Raw genomic sequence first — 17,813 nt, 5'->3', positions numbered from 1 at the left:
GCGGAGACGGCCGCGCGGCGCTCCGCCTGGTAGCTGTCGAGGAGCGCCTCACGCGGGCCGTTGTGCCAGGCCGCCGCCAGCTTCCAGGCGAGGTTGTCGGCGTCCCGCAGGCCCTCGTCGAGCCCCTGTGTGCCGAACGCGCCCAGCAGGTGCGCCGCGTCCCCCGCGAGGAAGACCCGGCCCACGCGCCAGCGGCGGGCCAGCCGGTGGTGGACGGTGTGGACGCCGGTGTCGAGCAGCTCGTACGGGGGAGTCGCCCCGCCGTTCCAGCCGGTGAGGGTCTCGCGCACGCGCGCCACCAGCAGCTCGGGCGTCACCAGGTCCTTGCCGGGCGGGAGCAGCCAGTCCAGGCGCCAGACGCCGTCCGGGAGGGGGCGGGCGGTGACCTCCCCGGCCGACGGTCCGGACGTCCGCCACGGCGGCATCCGATGGAGCAACGCCTGACCCGCCCACGGAAGTTCCGCCCGCAGCGCCGCCACGGCGTGTCGCTCGACCGAGGTGCGCCCCGGGAAGCGGATGTCCTGGAGTTTGCGGACCGTGGAGCGGGGGCCGTCGCAGCCGACGAGATAACTCCCGCGCCACCATGTGCCCTTCGGCCCGCGCGTGTGCGCGGTGACGCCGGACGCCTCCTGCTCGATCGCGTCCAGCCGGCTGTCCGGGGAGAGCTTCACCAGGCGCTCGCGCGCGACAGCGGTACGGAGCGCGCGCGTGAGGACGTGCTGCGCGAGGTGCAGGGGCGCCGGTTCGGCGTCGTCGAACGTGACCTCACGCATCGTCTGCTTGCGCCGCAGCGACCGCCAGCCCGTCCAGCGCAGTCCGTCCAGCGGGGCACCGGTGAGCCGCTCCGCCAGAGCGGCGGTGTCCTCCCGCAGGACGACCGTCCGCGCGAGCCGCGGTTCGTCCTTCCCCGGGCCCTCGTCCAGCACGACCGACGGCACCTCCTGACGCGCCAGCGCCAGGGCGAGCGTGAGCCCCACAGGGCCCGCTCCGACGATGATCACCGGGTCCACAGACGTCCGCCCCCTGCCTGCGACGGTTCCCTCAGGGACGTAAGTGAATGCGAGGTGGGAGCAGGGTGCACGATCACAGAACGTATGCAACCCATTGCCGGTGCTTGCGTCAAGCGACAACCTCGGCGGTGCGGCCGGAGAACACAAGGGGGGCGTGTGAGCTTCGGGCGAACAGGCGCTCGTCCGCTCGGCTGCCTGCTTTCCGTGAGGTCCCCCGGGCGCTCCGCTGAGTGACGACGCGCACGTCGGAAGGGACGGCAGGAGCGCATCCTGCCGTCCCTTCGGAGGCAATACCTGACTGCGGCAGGGCTTACATCCCGGCGCCGCCCGCGCCTGATCCCATATTTCCGCCGATCGACGCGTCCGTCGCGGACAGGACCGCTCCGGTGGACTTCTTCCCGCGCCGGAGCCGGCCCTCCAGCCAGCTGGCGAAGGACGTGAGGCTGAAGTTGACCGCGATGAACAGGACGGCGACGACAGTGAAGCTGGCGATGGTGTTCGCCCCGTAGTAGCCGCTCATCGTGTTGGCCGCGGCCATCAGGTCCGGGAAGGTCAGGACGGCGCCGCCGAGAGCGGTGTCCTTCACGACGACGACCAGCTGGCTGACGATGGCCGGCAGCATCGTGGTGACCGCCTGCGGCAGCAGCACCGACGTCATGGTCTGGGTCTTGCGCAGACCGATCGCGTGCGCGGCCTCGGTCTGCCCCTTGGGGAGGGCGAGGATGCCCGCCCGCACGATCTCCGCGAGCACCGACGCGTTGTACAGCACCAGACCCGTGACGACGGCGTACAACGGCCGGTCGTCCGTGGAGACGTTGGAGTACTCGGAGTACAGGGCCACTCCGAAGATCATCAGAATCAGTACGGGGATGGCGCGGAAGAACTCCACGATCACACCCGCCGGCACGCGCACCCACGCGTGGTCCGACATCCGGGCGATACCGAGGACCGCACCCAGAGGCAGCGCTATCACCATGGCCAGCGCGGCGGCGATCAGCGTGTTCTTCAGGCCCGGCAGGATGTACGTCGTCCACGCCTCGGTGCCGGTGAACGGCTTCCACTTCTCCCAGTCCAACTGGCCCTTGTCGGAGAGGCTGCTGTACACCCACCACAGGAGGCCGGCGCACACGACCAGGAAGACCCCGGTGATCAGGGTGTTGCGCCGCTTGGCGCGCGGTCCCTGCGCGTCGAAGAGAACGGAACTCATCGCTTCACCGCAACCTTCTTGCCCACCCAGCCGAGGATCAGCCCGGTCGGCAGGGTCAGGCACACGAAACCGAACGCGAAGACGGCGGCGATCAGGAGGAGCTGGGCCTCGTTCTCGATCATCTCCTTCATCAGGGTCGCCGCCTCGGCGACGCCGATCGCGGCGGCCACCGTGGTGTTCTTCGTCAGCGCGATCAGGACGTTCGCCAGCGGCGCGACGACCGCGCGGAACGCCTGCGGCAGCACGACGAGCCGCAGCACCTGCGAGAAGCTCAGTCCGATCGCCCGCGCGGCCTCCGCCTGGCCGACCGGGACGGTGTTGATGCCGGCCCGCAGCGCCTCGCACACGAACGCGGCCGTGTAGACGGTCAGGGAGAGGACGGAGAGCCGGAAGTTGATGACGCTGAAGTCGCTCGCACCCAGGTTGACGCCGAGCGTCTGGCTCAGCCCCAGCGAGGAGAACAGGATGATCACCGTCAGCGGGATGTTGCGGACGGTGTTGACGTAGCCGGTGGCGAAACCGCGCATCACGGGTACCGGGCCGACCCTCATGGCGGCCAGTACCGTTCCCCAGACCAGGGAACCGGCGGCCGCGAGCAGCGTGAGCTGCACGGTCGTCCAGAAGGCCCCCAACAGGTCGTAACCCTCAAGAAAGTCGAACACGATCTCCCGCGCTTCCAGAAGTGGTCGGGCCCCGGTGCGCCGCCCTCCCGGGTGGCGCACCGTTCAGGCGCTGGTCAGCTCTTGATGTCACCGATCTTCGGGGCGGGCTCGTTCTTGTAGCCGGCCGGACCGAGGTTCTTGTCCACGGCCTGCTTCCAGGAACCGTCGGCGACCATCTCCTCAAGGGCCTTGTTGATCTTGTCCTTGAGGGCGCTGCCCTTCTTGATCCCGATGCCGTAGTTTTCGTTGGTCATCTTCAGGCCCGCGAGCTTGAACTTGCCCTTGAACTGGGGCTGCGAGGCGTAGCCGGCCAGGATCGAGTCGTCCGTGGTCAGCGCGTCGATGGCGCCGCCCTGGAGGCCGTTGAGGCAGGCCGAGTACGTCGGGTAGTTCTGGAGGTTGGCCTTGGGCGCCAGCTTGTCCTTGATGTTCTGCGCCGAGGTCGAGCCGGTCACCGAACACAGCTTCTTGCTGTTGAGGTCGGCCGCCGACTTGATGGAGTTGTCGTCCGCGCGGACCAGGACGTCCTGGTGGGCCAGCAGGTAGGGGCCCGCGAAGTCGACCTTCGCCTGGCGCTTCGGCGTGATCGAGTAGGAGGCGGCGATGAACTCGACGTCACCGCGCTGGAGCATGGTCTCGCGGTCCGCGCTCTTCGACTCGGTCCACTGGATCTGCTTGGCGTCGTACCCGAGCTTCTTCGCCACGTAGGTGGCGACGTCGACGTCGAAGCCGGTGTAGCCCTGCGGCGTCTTCTGGCCGATGCCGGGCTGGTCGAACTTGATGCCGATCTTGATCTTCTTGCCGGACGAGCCGCTGCCGCCGTCGTCCGAGCTGCCGCAGGCGGTCGCGGTGAGGGCGAGGGCGAGAACGGCGGCCGAGGCGGCGGTGACCTTGCGAAGCTTCATGGTGCGTCCTTTTGGAGTACGGAGAGGTGCTGGGCCGGCGGTGCGGGTGAGGCCGTCAGTGGTGCAGGATCTTGGACAGGAAGTCCTTCGCACGATCGCTGCGCGGGTTGCTGAAGAACTGGTCGGGCGTGGCCTGCTCGACGATGCGGCCGTCCGCCATGAACACCACGCGGTTGGCGGCCGAACGGGCGAAGCCCATCTCGTGGGTGACGACGATCATCGTCATGCCGTCCCGGGCGAGCTGCTGCATGACCTCCAGCACCTCGTTGATCATCTCGGGGTCCAGCGCGGAGGTGGGCTCGTCGAAGAGCATCACCTTCGGGTCCATCGCGAGCGCGCGGGCGATGGCCACACGCTGCTGCTGGCCGCCCGAGAGCTGCGCGGGGTACTTGTCCGCCTGGGCGCCCACGCCGACGCGGTCCAGGAGCGTCCTGGCCTTCTCCTCGGCCGCCTTCTTGTCGGCCTTGCGGACCTTCACCTGTCCCAGCGTCACGTTTTCGAGCACGGTCTTGTGCGCGAACAGGTTGAACGACTGGAAGACCATGCCGACGTCGGCGCGCAGCCTCGCCAGCTCCTTGCCCTCCTGGGGCAGCGCCTTGCCGTCGATCGTGATCGTGCCCTCGTCGATCGTCTCCAGGCGGTTGATCGTGCGGCACAGGGTGGACTTCCCGGACCCTGAGGGTCCGATGACCACGACGACCTCGCCGCGCGCGATGGTCAGATCGATGTCCTGGAGCACGTGCAGCGCACCGAAGTGCTTGTTCACGCTCTTCAGGACGACCAGCTCGTCGGCCCCGGCCGCGTCCTGCTTGGCCACCGATACTTCGGTCATCGCTGTCTGGCTCCGTCCTCCTCGGGTTTCGAGGACAGTAGTAACCAGTCACGACCAGCGTCATTACATCTGAGGGGAATCTGAGCATCACGATCCGATAGCAATCGGACACCTGGCGTAGCCCGGGTGGCCGGACGCGTATCGGGCCCATAACGGAAGGGGTGTGCAACCGGAACCCGCTTGACGGCGTCGTCGTCCATCAGCGTGACTTCGGTGGTGCACGCGCGCGACCGAACGAACTGGGGGAGGCCGAAATGAGACTGCTGCTCGTCGAGGACGACAATCACGTCGCCGCGGCCCTGTCCGCGGTCCTCAGGCGGCACGGTTTCGACGTCACCCACGCGCGCAGCGGCGAGGAGGCCCTCCAGGCGCTCGTCCCCGAGGGCCCGGGGTTCGGCGTCGTCCTGCTCGACCTGGGGCTGCCCGACCAGGACGGCTACGAGGTGTGCGGCAAGATCCGCAAGCGCACCGCCACCCCGGTCATCATGGTCACCGCCCGTTCCGACGTACGCTCCCGCATCCACGGCCTCAACCTGGGGGCGGACGACTACGTCGTGAAGCCGTACGACACCGGTGAACTGCTCGCCCGCATCCACGCCGTCAGCCGCCGCACCGTCCAGGACGACGGCGTCCCGGCCGCCGACAGCGCCCTGGTCCTGGGCCCCGTCCACATCGAGCTGCCGACCCGCCGGGTCACCGTGGGCGGCGCCGTCGTCCAGCTCACCCGAAAGGAGTTCGACCTGCTCGCCCTTCTGGCCCAGCGGCCCGGTGTGGTGTTCCGCCGGGAGCAGATCATCAGCGAGGTGTGGCGCACGAGCTGGGAGGGAACCGGGCGCACCCTGGAGGTCCACGTCGCGTCGCTGCGGGCCAAGCTGGGCATGCCCGCCCTCATCGAGACCGTACGCGGCGTGGGCTACCGGCTCGTCGCGCCGGCCGCCTAGCGGGCCGCGGGTGCGTACTCGGCTGCTGCCGCTGCTCATCGTCCTGATGGCGGCCGTCCTGCTCGCCTTCGGCGTCCCGCTCGCCGTCAGCCTGGCGGGGGCGCAGCAACAGAAGGTCGTCGTCGACCGGATCGACGACACCGCGCGGTTCGCCGCGCTGGCGCAGTTCGTCACCGTGACGGACGACGCCGACACCGTCGCCGGTGAGCGGGCGGAGACGCTGGAGCGGGAGCTCGACAGCTACTACGAGGTCTACGGCATCTATGCGGGCGTCTTCCTCCGGGGGAGCGGCTCCATGGCCGTGGCCCCGCACGACTGGAAGCTGGGGCCCAAGGGCGCCGAGGTGCGCGACGCGTTCGACGAGGCGCTGTCCGGCCGGCGCAGCCACGACCCCGCGCAGGTGTGGCCCTGGGACCGCAACCGCCTGGTCGTGGCGTCGCCCGTGATCCGGGACGGTGACGTCGTCGCGGTCGTCGTCACCGACTCGCCCACCGGGGAGCTGCGGTCGCGGATCCTGCACGGCTGGCTCGTCATCGGGGCGGGCGAGGTCGCCGCGCTGCTGCTGGCGATCGGGGCCGCCCTGCGGCTGACGGGCTGGGTGCTCAAGCCGGTCGGGATTCTCGACAGCACCACCCACGCGATCGCCAGCGGTCGGCTGAAGTCCCGCGTGGCGGCCTCTGGAGGCCCTCCTGAGCTCCGCAGACTGGCCCGGTCGTTCAACGAGATGGCGGACACCGTCGAGGACGTCCTGGAGCAGCAGAGGGCTTTCGTCGCCGACGCCTCGCACCAACTGCGCAACCCGCTCGCCGCGCTGCTCCTGCGGATCGAGCTGCTGGCCTACGAACTCCCCGAGGGCAACGAGGAGATCGCCTCGGTCCAGAACGAGGGCAAGCGCCTCGCCGAAGTCCTGGACGACCTGCTCGACCTCGCCCTCGCCGAGCACTCCGAGGCCGACCTGAGGATCACCGACGTCGGCCTGATCGCCGCCGAACGCGTCGCCGCGTGGGCGCCCACCGCGGAGGCCAAGGGGGTGGTGCTGAGCGGGGAGTGTCCGGCGACCACCGCGTGGGCCGACCCGATCGCCCTGTCGAGCGCGCTGGACGCCGTCATCGACAACGCGGTCAAGTTCACGCCCCCGGGGGAGCGGGTCGAGGTGTCCGTCGCGGTCGAGGGCACCACCGCGACCGTCGTCGTCACCGACAACGGGCCCGGACTGACGGACGAGGAACTCGCGCGCGTGGGCGACCGTTTCTGGCGCAGCGGGCGGCACCAGAACATCAAGGGGTCCGGGCTCGGGCTGTCGATCTCCCGCGCGCTGCTGGCGGCGGGCGGGGCGTCGATCTCGTACGGGTCGCACGAGCCGCACGGGCTGGCGGTGACGGTGCGGGTTCCGAGGACGTCGGCGTCCTGAAGGCTTGCCTGCTTGTCGTACTTCTTTACCCGTCTACCTTTTTCGCCCGTCCACCTTCTTCACCCGGTCACGGTTTCACCGAGCGGTAGTAGCGGCGGGCGCCGTCGTGCAGGGGGAGCGGGTCGGTGTAGATGGCCGTCCGCAGGTCCACGAGTTGCGCGGAGTGGACGTTGTGGCCGATCGAGTCGCGGCTCTTGATGACGGTTCTGGTGAACCACTCGGCGAGACGGTCGTCCGTGTCCGCGCGGGTGATCAGGAGGTTGGCGATGGCCACCGTCGGCACGTCATGGCCGTGCTGGAGTTCCGGGTAGGCGTCTGCGGGCATGTTGGTGGCCCGGTAGTAGCCGGTCGTACTGTCGTTGTCCTTGTGCATCTTGGCGACGAGATCCGCGGGTATGGACACGAAGCGGAACTTGGAAGGGGCGGTGTCCAGCATCTTGAGCCCCTGGGTCGGCACTCCGCCGGACCAGAAGAACGCGTCGATCCTGCCGCTCCGGAGATCCCGGGGACCGGTGTCGATGCCCTCGTCCATGGCCGTGACGCCCTTCGGGGTGACACCGGCGGCCTCCAGGACCCGGTCGGCCATGAGCCGTACACCGGAGTTGGGGAGCCCTGTACCGACCCGCTTGCCCTTCAGGTCGGCGACCTTTTTCACGTCCGAGTCGTAGGGCACGATCAGCTGGAGGTAGTCGTCGTACAGCCGCGCCACCGCGCGCAGCTTGTCCGAACCGGCCCCGTGCCGGTTCCTGTACTGCGCGACGGCGTCGGCGGCGGCGATCGCGAACTGGGCCTTGTCCTCGGCGACGCGTGCCACGTTCTCCTGCGAGCCGTTGCTCTGGAGCAGCCGCACCTTCAGGTCGGGCATGTCCTCGGACAGCTTGCTCTTGAGCAGGTCCGCGTACTGGTAGTAGACGCCGACCTGGTTCCCGGTGGTGAACCCGACCGACCCGGACGGCGGGTTGTCCCCCAGGGGCAGCAGCCACCACAGCAGCAGCCCGAGCACGACGACGCCGGCGGCGGCTCCTTCGAGCGCGTGGCGCTTGCCGATACGGGCGGACAGCTTGGGCATGGCGCGATCCTGCCAGGCGGGGCGGGCGGTGACCAGGGCGGGCGGGCGCGGAGGGGTTGTCAGTGGGCGCCGATAGAGTCGGTGCATGAGTTCGTCGCCCGCTGATCTGGTCCGTGAGTTCCACCGAGCCTTCGGGCTCGACGCCCGCAGCACGCCCTCCGAGGTGGCCCCCGCGCTGGCCGCCCACCGCGGGGAACTGCTCGCGGAGGAGGCCGCGGAAGTCGCCGAGGTGGCTGTCACCGGCCCGCTGGACCGGCTGGCGCACGAACTGGCGGACGTCGTGTACGTCGCCTACGGCACGGCGCTCGTGCACGGCATCGACCTCGACGCCGTCCTCTCCGAGATCCACCGCTCCAACATGACGAAGATCGGCCCCGACGGGCAGATCGCCCGCAGGGCCGACGGGAAGGTGCTCAAGGGGGAGCACTACGAGGCGCCGGACGTGGCGGGAGTGCTGCGCAGGCAGGGATGGGGGTCCGCCTCGTAGGGGGAATCGCGTACGGCGGTGGGTGGGCCTCCGCCGGAGCGGCGGCCCACCCCTTCCTCACGCCGGTGAGCCCGCCAGCTTCCACTCCCGGTGCAGCGCGCCGAGCGGAATGTCCCGCTTGAAGATCGGCGTGCCGAAGACGGACAGCTGGAGCCGCAGGGTGCCGGTCAGGTCGATGCCGCCGTACAGCGCCCAGGTGCCCTTCGTCTCGAAGTCGCCGTCCGTGCCGGTCACCGAGCCCTGGCCCTCGCCGCGGACGTACGGCGCGAGGTCGGCGACGACGCCGACGGTGCCGTAGAGCCCGACGCCGGCCTCCGCGCCCAGGGCCGCCTTGACGGAGCCCGCGGTGGTGACGGACGTACGCACCGGAGTGCTCTTCACGGTCGACGAGTTGACCGGCGTCCACCCCTGGGTGAGCCCGAAGGTCCCGCCCGCCTTGAAGTCGCCCTCGACGCTCTGCTCGACGTCGACCGTGACCTTGCCGTCGCCGGTGATCTGGACGTAGCAGGTCAGGTCCAGGTTGACGACGACCGGGACCGGGCCGACCTGGAGCACCGGGTCGGCGTGCAGTTTGGCGAAGGGGATGCGCTGCGCGGTCGCGGAGGCGGCGGCGCGGCCCTTCAGGGCCCAGGCCGAGGACCAGTCGCCGGAGACCCCGAGGTAAGCCGAGAGCGGGGAGGTCGCGGCACCCTCACCGCCGTACGTGAAGTCGACCTGCGGGGCGACCTGGACGAAGCCCGAGACGGACGCGGAGGCCGACGCGGAGCCGTTGCCGACCGTCGGCAGCGCGGCGCTGACGTCGAGCCGCAGGCTGCCGAGCGGGACGGTCGCCCCCTTCGGGCCGACATGCACGTCCCCGGTCTTCGACCAGGAGATGTCGACGTCCGGCAGCAGCTTGTCGATCTCGAACGCGGACGGGTCGACGGGCACGCTCCCTTTCGCCGTCTCGTCGGCCAGCAGCGCGTTGAGCTGCGCCGGTTCGGTCTCCACCTCCGTGCCCTCGTCCGTCTCGCCGAGGACCTTCGTCACCTTGGCGAGCAGACCGTTCGGGGCGCCGGGGGCGGGGGCGCTGGCGATGACGTCGCCCACGGCGGTGGCCGGCTCGGGGGCGACGTCGGCGGGCGGGGCGTCGGTCGTCGAAGGGGAGGCCGAGGCCGATCCGGTGGGGGACTCCGCGTCGGCCGAGGGCTGCGGGGAGCCCGTGGTCCCGGTGGATTCCATGGGGCTTGAAGGGGATTGCGAGGAACTTGGAGAATTTGTGGGCGATGGGGAACTTTCGTTCCGCTTGCCCGCGTTGGAGGAGATGACGGCCCGTCCGGTCCGGCTGTCGTAGGAGGCCACGCTCAGCTTGCCGGTCTTCACCCGCCCCTCGGGCCCGCCGCCGGGGCGGGCGGTGGCGGTCGGGGCGTCGTCGGGCGCGGCGGCGACGGCCAGCGGGGCGTCGTCCGGAGCGGCCGTCGAGATGTTCGCGGCGATCTGATCGCCGGCCGGGGCGGAGCGGTCGTTCTGCGGGGCGGAGGAACAGCCGGCCGCGAGGAGCAGGGCGCTCGCGGCTAAAGCGGGCATGAAGGCGCGATAGGGCTTCGTGCGTCGGCGCAACGTCAGTCCTGGGGGTGATGGGGGTGAGGGAGAACGACCGGCGGGGCGCGAGTGCCTACTCGCCGGTAACGAGCCACGAGCATGCCACGACAACCACACGGAGGTTCCACGGTTTGATCACATCGGGATGTGACCTGCGTCATGCCGGAAGGGTTCTCGGAGGCTTGCTGACGGTGTGCGGGGAGTTGTCCGCCTGGGGATCAACTCGGCTCCAGGGAAGGCGACTTGGATGCCGGCCCGGAACGCGGAACGGCCCCCGGGGCGACGCGGGTCACGCGCCACTGCGGGGGCCGTACGAGCGAGCGGGGACCTCAGTCGCCCACCGGGGCCTGCTCCTGCTTCTCCACGAGGGGCGGCGGCTCCTGCGCCGCCTTGGCGGACTCCCGGCGCAGCGCCCAGCGCGTGGCGAGAGGCTCGGTGTAACGGGCGGTCAGCGGACCGATGATCACCAGCAGAAGGACGTACGCGGTGGCCAGGGGGCCGAGGGACGGCTCGATGCCGGCCGTGACCGCGAGGCCCGCGATGACGATCGAGAACTCGCCGCGCGCGACCAGCGTGCCGCCGGTGCGCCAGCGGCCACGGACGGAGATCCCGGCACGCCGGGCGGCCCAGTAACCGGTGGCGATCTTCGTGCACGCCGTCACGACCGCCAGCGCGAGGGCGGGCAGCAGCACGGGCGGGATGCTCGCCGGGTCGGTGTGCAGCCCGAAGAAGACGAAGAAGACGGCCGCGAACAGGTCCCGCAGCGGGCTCAGCAGCGTGTGCGCGCCCTCCGCGACCTCACCCGAGAGCGCGATGCCCACGAGGAACGCGCCGACCGCCGCCGACACCTGCAACTCCTGTGCCACACCGGCCACCAGGATCGTCAGCCCCAGCACGACGAGAAGCAGCTTCTCCGGGTCGTCGCTGGAGACGAACCGCGAGATGAGCCGCCCGTACCGCAGCGCGACGAACAGCACGAGACCCGCGACACCCAGCGCGACGGCCAGCGTCAGCGACCCCGACAGCAGCCCGGCGCCCGCCACCAGCGCGGTGACGATCGGCAGGTACACCGCCATCGCCAGGTCCTCCAGCACCAGAATGCTGAGGATCACCGGCGTCTCCCGGTTCCCGACCCGCCCCAGGTCGCCCAGCACCTTCGCGATCACCCCGGACGACGAGATCCAGGTGACCCCCGCGAGGACGACGGCCGCGACCGGCCCCCAGCCGAGCAGCAGCGCGGCGGCGGCACCCGGCAGCGCGTTGAGACAGAAGTCGACGACCCCGGCGGGGTAGTGCGACTTCAGGTTGGAGACCAGATCGCTGGCCGTGTACTCCAGGCCGAGCATCAGCAGCAGGAGGATGACACCGATCTCGGCGCCCGTCGCGACGAACTCCTCACTCGCGCCGAGCGGCAGCAGCCCGCCCTCACCGAAGGCGAGACCGGCCAGCAGGTACAGCGGGATCGGCGAGAACTGGAACCGGGCGGCGACCCGCCCGAGCAGTCCGAGGCCGAGAATGATGGAACCGAACTCGATGAGCAGGACCGCGGAATGCACCCGTTCACTCCTGACCGAGTATCGCGGCCGCCGCGTCGACGCCCTCCCGGGTGCCGATCACGATCACCGTGTCACCGCCGGCCAGCCGGAAGTCCGGCGCGGGCGACGGGATCGCCTCCGCGCGCCGCAGCACCGCGACGATCGAGGCCCCCGTCTCGGTGCGCATCCGGGTGTCGCCCAGCAGCCGCCCGTTCCACCGGGAGGTCGCCGCCACCTCGACGCGCTCGGCGACGAGCCCCAGGTCCGTCGTGTACAGGAGGCTCGGGCTGTGGTGGGACGGCATGAGCGCGTCGATCAGCGAACCCGCCTCGGCGGTGGTCAGCCGCAGGGACTGGGCGCAGGAGTCGGGGTCGTCGGACCGGTACACGTTCACCGTGCGCGTGCCGTCGCGGTGCGCCACGACCGAGAGGTGGCGGTGGTCGCGCGTCACGAGGTCGTACTGGACCCCGATTCCCGGCAACGGCGTCGACCGGAGGCGTGGAGCAGACACGTTTCTCTTCCCCTTGATGCTGATGTCGGGCCAAGCTGCCCGCGCGGTGCGGAAGCCTTGCCGCTGTGATCCGGACACCTGCCCGGAACCGACCATGCTGCCATCCGGCCGTACCGTGACGATATGGGTGTCATGACGGATGGACCGGCCCGGAGGCGGGCGGCGAGGCTGGTTGCGGGTGCGCCGTGGGCGCGGGGCGGGGCATCTGGAGCCTGCGGGGCCTCCGGGACCTCCGGAGCTTCCGGGTCTCGCGGAGCCTCGCGAGGGCCGAGGAGCGCGAGAGGAGGAGGTGGGGGAGTGTCGTTGTTCTGGCGGATGTTCTGTCTCAACGCGGTCGGTCTGATCGTCGCCGCCGCCCTGCTCCTGGGGCCCGTCACCGTCTCGACGCCGGTGCTGCCCGCCGAGGCGCTCGTCGTGGCCGCAGGGCTCGGCGTGCTGCTCGTCGCCAACGCCGTCGTCCTGCGGATCGGCCTCGCGCCGCTCAGCCGGCTGGGGCGGGCCATGGCCTCCGCCGACCTGTTGCGGCCGGGCGGGCGTGCCGTCGTCGCGGGGCCCGTCGAGACCGCCGAGCTGATCATGACGTACAACGCGATGCTCGACCGGCTGGAGGCCGAGCGGGCCGCCAGCGCCGGGCGGGCCCTGTCCGCGCAGGAGGGGGAGCGCAGCCGGATCGCCCGCGAGCTGCACGACGAGGTCGGGCAGACCCTGACCGCAGTGCTCCTCCAGCTCAAGCGGGTCGCCGACCGGGGGCCGGACGAACTGCGCGAGGAGATCGGGCAGGCGCAGGAGGCGACCCGGTCCGGGCTCGACGAGATCCGCCGTATCGCGCGCCGGCTGCGGCCCGGTGTGCTCGACGAACTCGGGCTCGTCAGCGCGTTGCGCTCGCTCGCCGCCGAGTTCACCACCCATGGCCTGACCGTCCGCCGCGACCTCGCCGCCGGCCTGCCCCCGCTCCCCGAGGAGTCCGAGCTAGTGATCTACCGCGTTGCCCAGGAAGCCCTCACCAACACCGCGCGGCACAGCACCGCCGACCGCGCGGACCTGAGCCTGCGGGCCGTCCCGGGCGGTGCCGAACTCGTCGTCCGCGACAACGGCAAGGGTTTCCGGGGCGCACCCGAGGGCGCCGGCATCCCCGGGATGCGTGAACGCGCCCTCCTCGTCGGCGCCCGCCTCACCCTCACCGACGCCCCCGGCGGCGGCGCCGAGGTCCGGCTGCGCATTCCGGTCGTCCTGCCGGTGGGGCCCGGGGAGGAGTTGCGTGCCGGATACGGGGACGGGGGTGTGCCGGTGGCTGCCGACGAGGGAAAGAGGGAGGCCGGGGACGTGTTCGGCCGGACGGAAGAGCAGGGTGGCGGGGCAGAGACGCGCAGGGGCCGGGTCGGCAAGCGAAGGGGGCGGAAATGACCGTCTCGTCCGTCGGCCGTCCGACGGCACCCATTCGTGTGCTGCTGGCAGATGATCACACTCTGGTGCGCCGGGGAGTGCGCCTGATTCTCGACGGCGAGGCGGATCTGACGGTCGTCGAGGAGGCCGGGGACGGGGCGGAGGCGGTGGAGCGGGCGCGCGCCGGGGACGTCGATCTGGCCGTGCTGGACGTCGCGATGCCCCGAATGACGGGGCTCCAGGCGGCGCGGGAGCTGTCGCGGCGCCTGCCCGACCTGCGGATCCTCATCCTGACGATGTACGACAACGAGCAGTACTTCTTCGAGGCGCTGAAGGCCGGCGCGGGCGGGTACGTCCTCAAGTCGGCCGCCGACCGGGACCTCGTCGAGGCGTGCCGCGCGGCGATGCGCGACGAGCCGTTCATCTACCCGGGGGCGGAGCGGGCGCTCGTGCGGTCGTACCTGGACCGGCTGCACCGGGGGGACGGTCTGCCGGAGCGGCCGATCACGGAGCGTGAGGAGGAGATCCTCAAGCTCGTCGCCGAGGGGCACACCTCGAAGGAGATCGGGAACCTCCTCTTCATCAGCGCCAAGACGGTCGAGCGCCACCGGGCCAACCTGCTCCAGAAGCTCGGGATGCGCGACCGCCTGGAACTCACGCGCTACGCGATCCGCGCCGGGCTGATCGACCCCTGAGCGCCCCCGGCCTCAGCCTCACCCGGCCGGGTCGAACTCCGGGATCAGCTCGCCGACGAGCCGGATGCTGCGCAGCACGCTCTCGTGCGACAGCCCGCCGACCTGCTGGAAGCACATCAGCCGGTCGATGCCGAGATCGGCGTAGGCCCGCAGTTTCTTGCGGACCGTCTCGGGCGAGCCGACGATCAGGGAGCCCTGCTCGTCGAGCGCCTCGAACAGCTCCTCTTCAGGGACGGTCTCGCCCTGGAGGACGCGGCCGATCGCGAGCTGCGCGGCGTTCGGCCCGGCCGCGGAGTCCGCCTCCGCGCGCAGGAACGCGCCCGCGTGCCCGCCGCCGTCGGGGGAGGCCATCAGCTCCTTCTCGCGGTTCATGTTCTCCATGAACGCGTCGGCCGCCTCGAAGAACGTCAGCGCGCGGGCCGTGTACCAGGCCGCCGCCGCTGCCGCGCCGTCCCGCACGGCCTGCTCGTCCGTCTCCGCGCAGTGCACGAACGTGAAGAACGCGACCTGGTCGTTGACGAACGCACCGGCGGGCTCACGGCACTCGGCCGCCGCCGCGCGGTACAGCTCGACCAGCCGGCGCACCCGCTCCAGCGGCTCCCACAGCGTCGTCCCCAGCACCCCGGCACCCCTGCGCCCGGCCTCCTCGAACGACCCGGGCGTGGACGCGGCCTGCCACAGCGGGGGATGCGGGTCCTGGAAGGGCGACGGGACGACGGGGACGCCCCCGGTGACCGCGAGGTCGCCGCGCCAGATGCGCGGGACGGTCTCGAAGACCTCCGCCACCTGCTCACGCACGGTCGCCGGGTCCACGCCGAACAGCCGCCACTCCGGGGCCGTCGACCGCGTGAGCCCCAGCTCGACCCGGCCGCCGCTGAGATGGTCGAGCACGGCGGCCCGCTCGGCGACCCGGATCGGATGGTTGATCCGCGGCGGCGCCAGCACGGCGGCGTGGCCCAGCCGTATCCGCGTGGTGCGCTGCGAGAGCGCGGCCAGGAACAGCTCCGGCGCCGACGACAGGCTGAACTCCTCGGCGCCGTGGTGCTCGACCTGCCACCAGCAGCCGTATCCCAGCGCGTCCGCCAGCTCCGCCTGCTCCAGCGCCTGGGTCATCCGCAGGTGCTGGTGGCCGGGGGTCCAGGGCTTGGGGTCCTGGATCTCGCTGAAGATGTCGAGCTTCATGGGCGGAAGAGGTCCCTTCGATGGTGCTCCGACCGGATCTGGTCCGGTCCTCGCCATCGTACGAAGGCCCACTGACAATCGAACGGGGGGCGTCCGCGGCGCCGGGGCGAAGGCTGTCCGGGGCACCGCCTACCCTGGAGCCATGACCAGCAGCAGTGACCGGAGCCAGCCCGTGGACGTGAAGACCTACGAAGTACGCACTTACGGGTGTCAGATGAACGTCCACGACTCCGAACGCCTGGCCGGTCTGCTGGAGGGCGCGGGCTACGTGCGCGCGCCCGAGGGGTCCGACGGCGACGCCGACGTGGTGGTCTTCAACACGTGCGCGGTCCGTGAGAACGCCGACAACCGCCTCTACGGCAACCTCGGCCGCCTCGCGCCGAGGAAGGCGTCGCGTCCGGGCATGCAGATCGCGGTCGGCGGCTGCCTCGCGCAGAAGGACCGCGACACGATCGTCAAGAAGGCGCCCTGGGTGGACGTCGTCTTCGGCACGCACAACATCGGCAAGCTCCCGGTGCTCCTCGAACGCGCGCGCGTGCAGGAGGAGGCCCAGGTCGAGATCGCCGAGTCCCTGGAGGCGTTCCCCTCCACGCTGCCCACCCGCCGCGAGAGCGCCTACGCGGCGTGGGTGTCGATCTCCGTCGGCTGCAACAACACCTGCACGTTCTGCATTGTCCCCGCCCTGCGCGGCAAGGAGAAGGACCGCCGCCCCGGCGACATCCTGGCCGAGATCGAGGCCCTGGTCGGCGAGGGCGTCTCCGAGATCACCCTGCTCGGCCAGAACGTCAACGCGTACGGCAGCGACATCGGCGACCGCGAGGCGTTCAGCAAGCTCCTGCGGGCCTGCGGGAAGATCGACGGCCTGGAGCGCGTGCGCTTCACCTCGCCGCACCCCCGGGACTTCACGGACGACGTCATCGCCGCCATGGCCGAGACCCCCAACGTGATGCCGCAGCTCCACATGCCGATGCAGTCCGGCTCGGACACCGTCCTCAAGGCGATGCGCCGCTCCTACCGCCAGGAGCGCTACCTCGGGATCATCGAGAAGGTCCGCGCGGCGATCCCGCACGCGGCGATCTCCACCGACATCATCGTCGGCTTCCCCGGCGAGACCGAGGAGGACTTCGAGCAGACCCTCCACGCCGTCCGTGAGGCCCGCTTCGCCCAGGCGTTCACGTTCCAGTACTCCAAGCGCCCCGGGACGCCCGCGGCGACGATGGAGGGCCAGATCCCCAAGGCGGTCGTCCAGGAGCGCTACGAGCGCCTCGTCGCCCTCCAGGAGGAGATCTCCTGGGACGAGAACAAGAAGCAGGTCGGCCGCACCCTGGAGCTCATGGTCGCCGAGGGCGAGGGCCGCAAGGACGACGCCACCCGGCGCCTGTCCGGCCGCGCCCCCGACAACCGCCTCGTCCACTTCACCAAGCCCGACCAGGACGTCCGCCCCGGCGACATCGTCACCGTCGAGATCACCTACGCCGCCCCGCACCACCTCCTCGCCGAGGGTCCCGTCCTCGACGTCCGCCGCACGCGCGCGGGCGACGCCTGGGAGAAGCGCACCGCCGAGAAGGCCGCTGCTCCGGCCGGCGTCATGCTCGGCCTGCCCAAGGTCGGCGTCCCGGCGCCGCTGCCGGTCGTCACGGGTGGCGGGTGCAGCGTCGACTGACGGCGCCGGCGGGGCTCGTGGGGCGGGAGCCGGTGCTCCCGCGTGTGCCCCGGCGTGCTCGGCCGTACCGGCGGGGGCGACACGCTTCCGGTGCTCGCCGAGGGCCAGTTCGAGACGTTTCCGGCGAGGGTCTCGGCGGGGAAGCCGGCTGAGGGCTGTGCGGAGGGTGAAGGGCGGGACGTCGGGACGGTACCGGTTCGTCGGTTCGTGGGCGTAGCGACGGGACGGGGCCGTTCCGGCGTGGTGCGTCGGGCCGGTACCGCGTCGTCCTGGCGATCGCGTGTGGTCGGTACGGGTGCGTCCCCGCGCCCGCGTCACGTCGGTACGGTTCCGTTCCGACGCCCCCGTCACGACGCGTCGGTGGCGTCCCGACGTCCGCGTGACGCCGATCCGGTTCCGTTCCGGCGTCGCCGCCCGGCCGGACCCCATCCGTATCCGACCGACCCGTATGTGACGTGTGACCGCTTCCCGGGGATACGCTGCCGATCATGCTTGTCGCCGCCGCCGTCTGCCCCTGTCCGCCGCTCCTGGTGCCCGAGATCGCCGCGGGCGCCGCACCCGAGCTGGATGCCGCCAGAGCCGCCTGCACGGACGCGCTGGGCGTGCTCGCCGCCTCTCGGCCGGACCGGCTGGGAGTGGCGGGTCCTGCCGCCCGTGATGGCGTAAGGCCGTAAGTAACGCCCCCCGCCCGACGCGTCCGACCATCGGGACTCAGACATCCTGGCCGTGACCGCCGGGA

The 17,813-nt window shown here is 71.1% G+C and carries 17 protein-coding genes; 7 read left to right on the top strand and 10 right to left on the bottom strand.

The genetic code is table 11. From position 1 onward, the window contains the following. From ACVNF4_RS19385 to ACVNF4_RS19365, 5 genes are all read right to left on the bottom strand, one after another. The coding region (locus tag ACVNF4_RS19385; protein WP_461804105.1) for an FAD-dependent monooxygenase at positions 1–1,010 on the bottom strand (1,010 nt) is incomplete at its 3' end. Positions 1,011–1,320: 310 nt separating this feature from the next. Then, positions 1,321–2,217, bottom strand: a complete 897-nt coding sequence (locus tag ACVNF4_RS19380; RefSeq protein WP_461804104.1) for an amino acid ABC transporter permease — start codon at positions 2,215–2,217, stop codon at positions 1,321–1,323. Then, entirely contained in the window at positions 2,214–2,879 is a 666-nt protein-coding gene (locus tag ACVNF4_RS19375) for an amino acid ABC transporter permease (protein ID WP_461804103.1), read from the bottom strand. The genes ACVNF4_RS19380 and ACVNF4_RS19375 overlap by 4 nt, the downstream gene beginning before the upstream one ends. Positions 2,880–2,953: 74 nt before the next feature. Then, positions 2,954–3,784 (bottom strand): glutamate ABC transporter substrate-binding protein, encoded by an 831-nt coding sequence (locus ACVNF4_RS19370; RefSeq protein ID WP_461804102.1) that lies wholly within the window; start codon positions 3,782–3,784, stop codon positions 2,954–2,956. 55 nt (positions 3,785–3,839) lie between these two features. Beyond that, positions 3,840–4,616 (bottom strand): amino acid ABC transporter ATP-binding protein, encoded by a 777-nt coding sequence (locus tag ACVNF4_RS19365; protein ID WP_461804101.1) that lies wholly within the window; start codon positions 4,614–4,616, stop codon positions 3,840–3,842. 254 nt (positions 4,617–4,870) lie between these two features. Here ACVNF4_RS19365 and ACVNF4_RS19360 point away from each other — a divergent pair, with 254 nt between their 5' ends. Then, positions 4,871–5,557 carry a response regulator transcription factor gene (locus tag ACVNF4_RS19360; protein WP_461804100.1) on the top strand — a complete coding sequence of 229 codons (687 nt, stop codon included), beginning with the start codon at positions 4,871–4,873 and terminating at the stop codon, positions 5,555–5,557. A gap of 10 nt (positions 5,558–5,567) precedes the next feature. Next, positions 5,568–6,968 (top strand): sensor histidine kinase, encoded by a 1,401-nt coding sequence (locus tag ACVNF4_RS19355; protein WP_461804099.1) that lies wholly within the window; start codon positions 5,568–5,570, stop codon positions 6,966–6,968. Between the two features lie 67 nt (positions 6,969–7,035). Here ACVNF4_RS19355 and ACVNF4_RS19350 read toward each other — a convergent pair whose 3' ends face one another. Continuing rightward, on the bottom strand, positions 7,036–8,037 hold the full coding sequence (locus tag ACVNF4_RS19350) for a TAXI family TRAP transporter solute-binding subunit (RefSeq protein ID WP_461804098.1): 1,002 nt from the start codon (positions 8,035–8,037) through the stop codon (positions 7,036–7,038). An 85-nt stretch (positions 8,038–8,122) separates the two neighbouring features. On the opposite strand from ACVNF4_RS19350, the gene ACVNF4_RS19345 reads away from it, so the two are divergent. After that, entirely contained in the window at positions 8,123–8,524 is a 402-nt protein-coding gene (locus tag ACVNF4_RS19345) for a pyrophosphohydrolase domain-containing protein (RefSeq protein ID WP_461804097.1), read from the top strand. A gap of 57 nt (positions 8,525–8,581) precedes the next feature. On the opposite strand, the gene ACVNF4_RS19340 is transcribed toward ACVNF4_RS19345, so the two are convergent. From ACVNF4_RS19340 to ACVNF4_RS19330, 3 genes are all read right to left on the bottom strand, one after another. Continuing rightward, a complete protein-coding gene (locus ACVNF4_RS19340; RefSeq protein WP_461804096.1) occupies positions 8,582–10,090 on the bottom strand; it encodes a hypothetical protein in 1,509 nt (502 codons plus the stop codon). 344 nt (positions 10,091–10,434) lie between these two features. Beyond that, the gene (locus ACVNF4_RS19335; RefSeq protein ID WP_461804095.1) at positions 10,435–11,661 is read right to left on the bottom strand and encodes a cation:proton antiporter; all 1,227 of its coding nucleotides are present in this window, start codon (positions 11,659–11,661) and stop codon (positions 10,435–10,437) included. Between the two features lie 4 nt (positions 11,662–11,665). Next, a complete protein-coding gene (locus tag ACVNF4_RS19330; protein WP_461804094.1) occupies positions 11,666–12,151 on the bottom strand; it encodes a cation:proton antiporter regulatory subunit in 486 nt (161 codons plus the stop codon). A gap of 297 nt (positions 12,152–12,448) precedes the next feature. Between ACVNF4_RS19330 and ACVNF4_RS19325 the strand changes: the two genes are divergently transcribed. Together ACVNF4_RS19325 and ACVNF4_RS19320 are read left to right on the top strand one after the other, a co-directional pair. After that, positions 12,449–13,555 carry a sensor histidine kinase gene (locus tag ACVNF4_RS19325; RefSeq protein ID WP_461804093.1) on the top strand — a complete coding sequence of 369 codons (1,107 nt, stop codon included), beginning with the start codon at positions 12,449–12,451 and terminating at the stop codon, positions 13,553–13,555. Further along, the gene (locus tag ACVNF4_RS19320) at positions 13,552–14,229 is read left to right on the top strand and encodes a response regulator (protein ID WP_461804092.1); all 678 of its coding nucleotides are present in this window, start codon (positions 13,552–13,554) and stop codon (positions 14,227–14,229) included. Before ACVNF4_RS19325 ends, ACVNF4_RS19320 begins: the two co-directional genes overlap by 4 nt. A gap of 18 nt (positions 14,230–14,247) precedes the next feature. Here ACVNF4_RS19320 and ACVNF4_RS19315 read toward each other — a convergent pair whose 3' ends face one another. Continuing rightward, positions 14,248–15,411, bottom strand: coding sequence for an LLM class flavin-dependent oxidoreductase (locus tag ACVNF4_RS19315; RefSeq protein ID WP_461804091.1), 1,164 nt, complete (start codon positions 15,409–15,411; stop codon positions 14,248–14,250). Positions 15,412–15,553: 142 nt separating this feature from the next. Between ACVNF4_RS19315 and miaB the strand changes: the two genes are divergently transcribed. Continuing rightward, the gene (gene miaB, locus ACVNF4_RS19310; protein ID WP_461804090.1) at positions 15,554–17,074 is read left to right on the top strand and encodes a tRNA (N6-isopentenyl adenosine(37)-C2)-methylthiotransferase MiaB; all 1,521 of its coding nucleotides are present in this window, start codon (positions 15,554–15,556) and stop codon (positions 17,072–17,074) included. Between the two features lie 488 nt (positions 17,075–17,562). Beyond that, on the top strand, positions 17,563–17,748 hold the full coding sequence (locus ACVNF4_RS19305; protein WP_461804106.1) for a hypothetical protein: 186 nt from the start codon (positions 17,563–17,565) through the stop codon (positions 17,746–17,748). Positions 17,749–17,813 lie beyond the last annotated feature (65 nt).

The sequence above is a fragment of the Streptomyces sp. S6 genome (assembly GCF_054880855.1).
The sequence above is the reverse complement of the archived record's forward strand: the minus strand, read 5'-3'. Positions and strand labels throughout refer to the sequence as shown.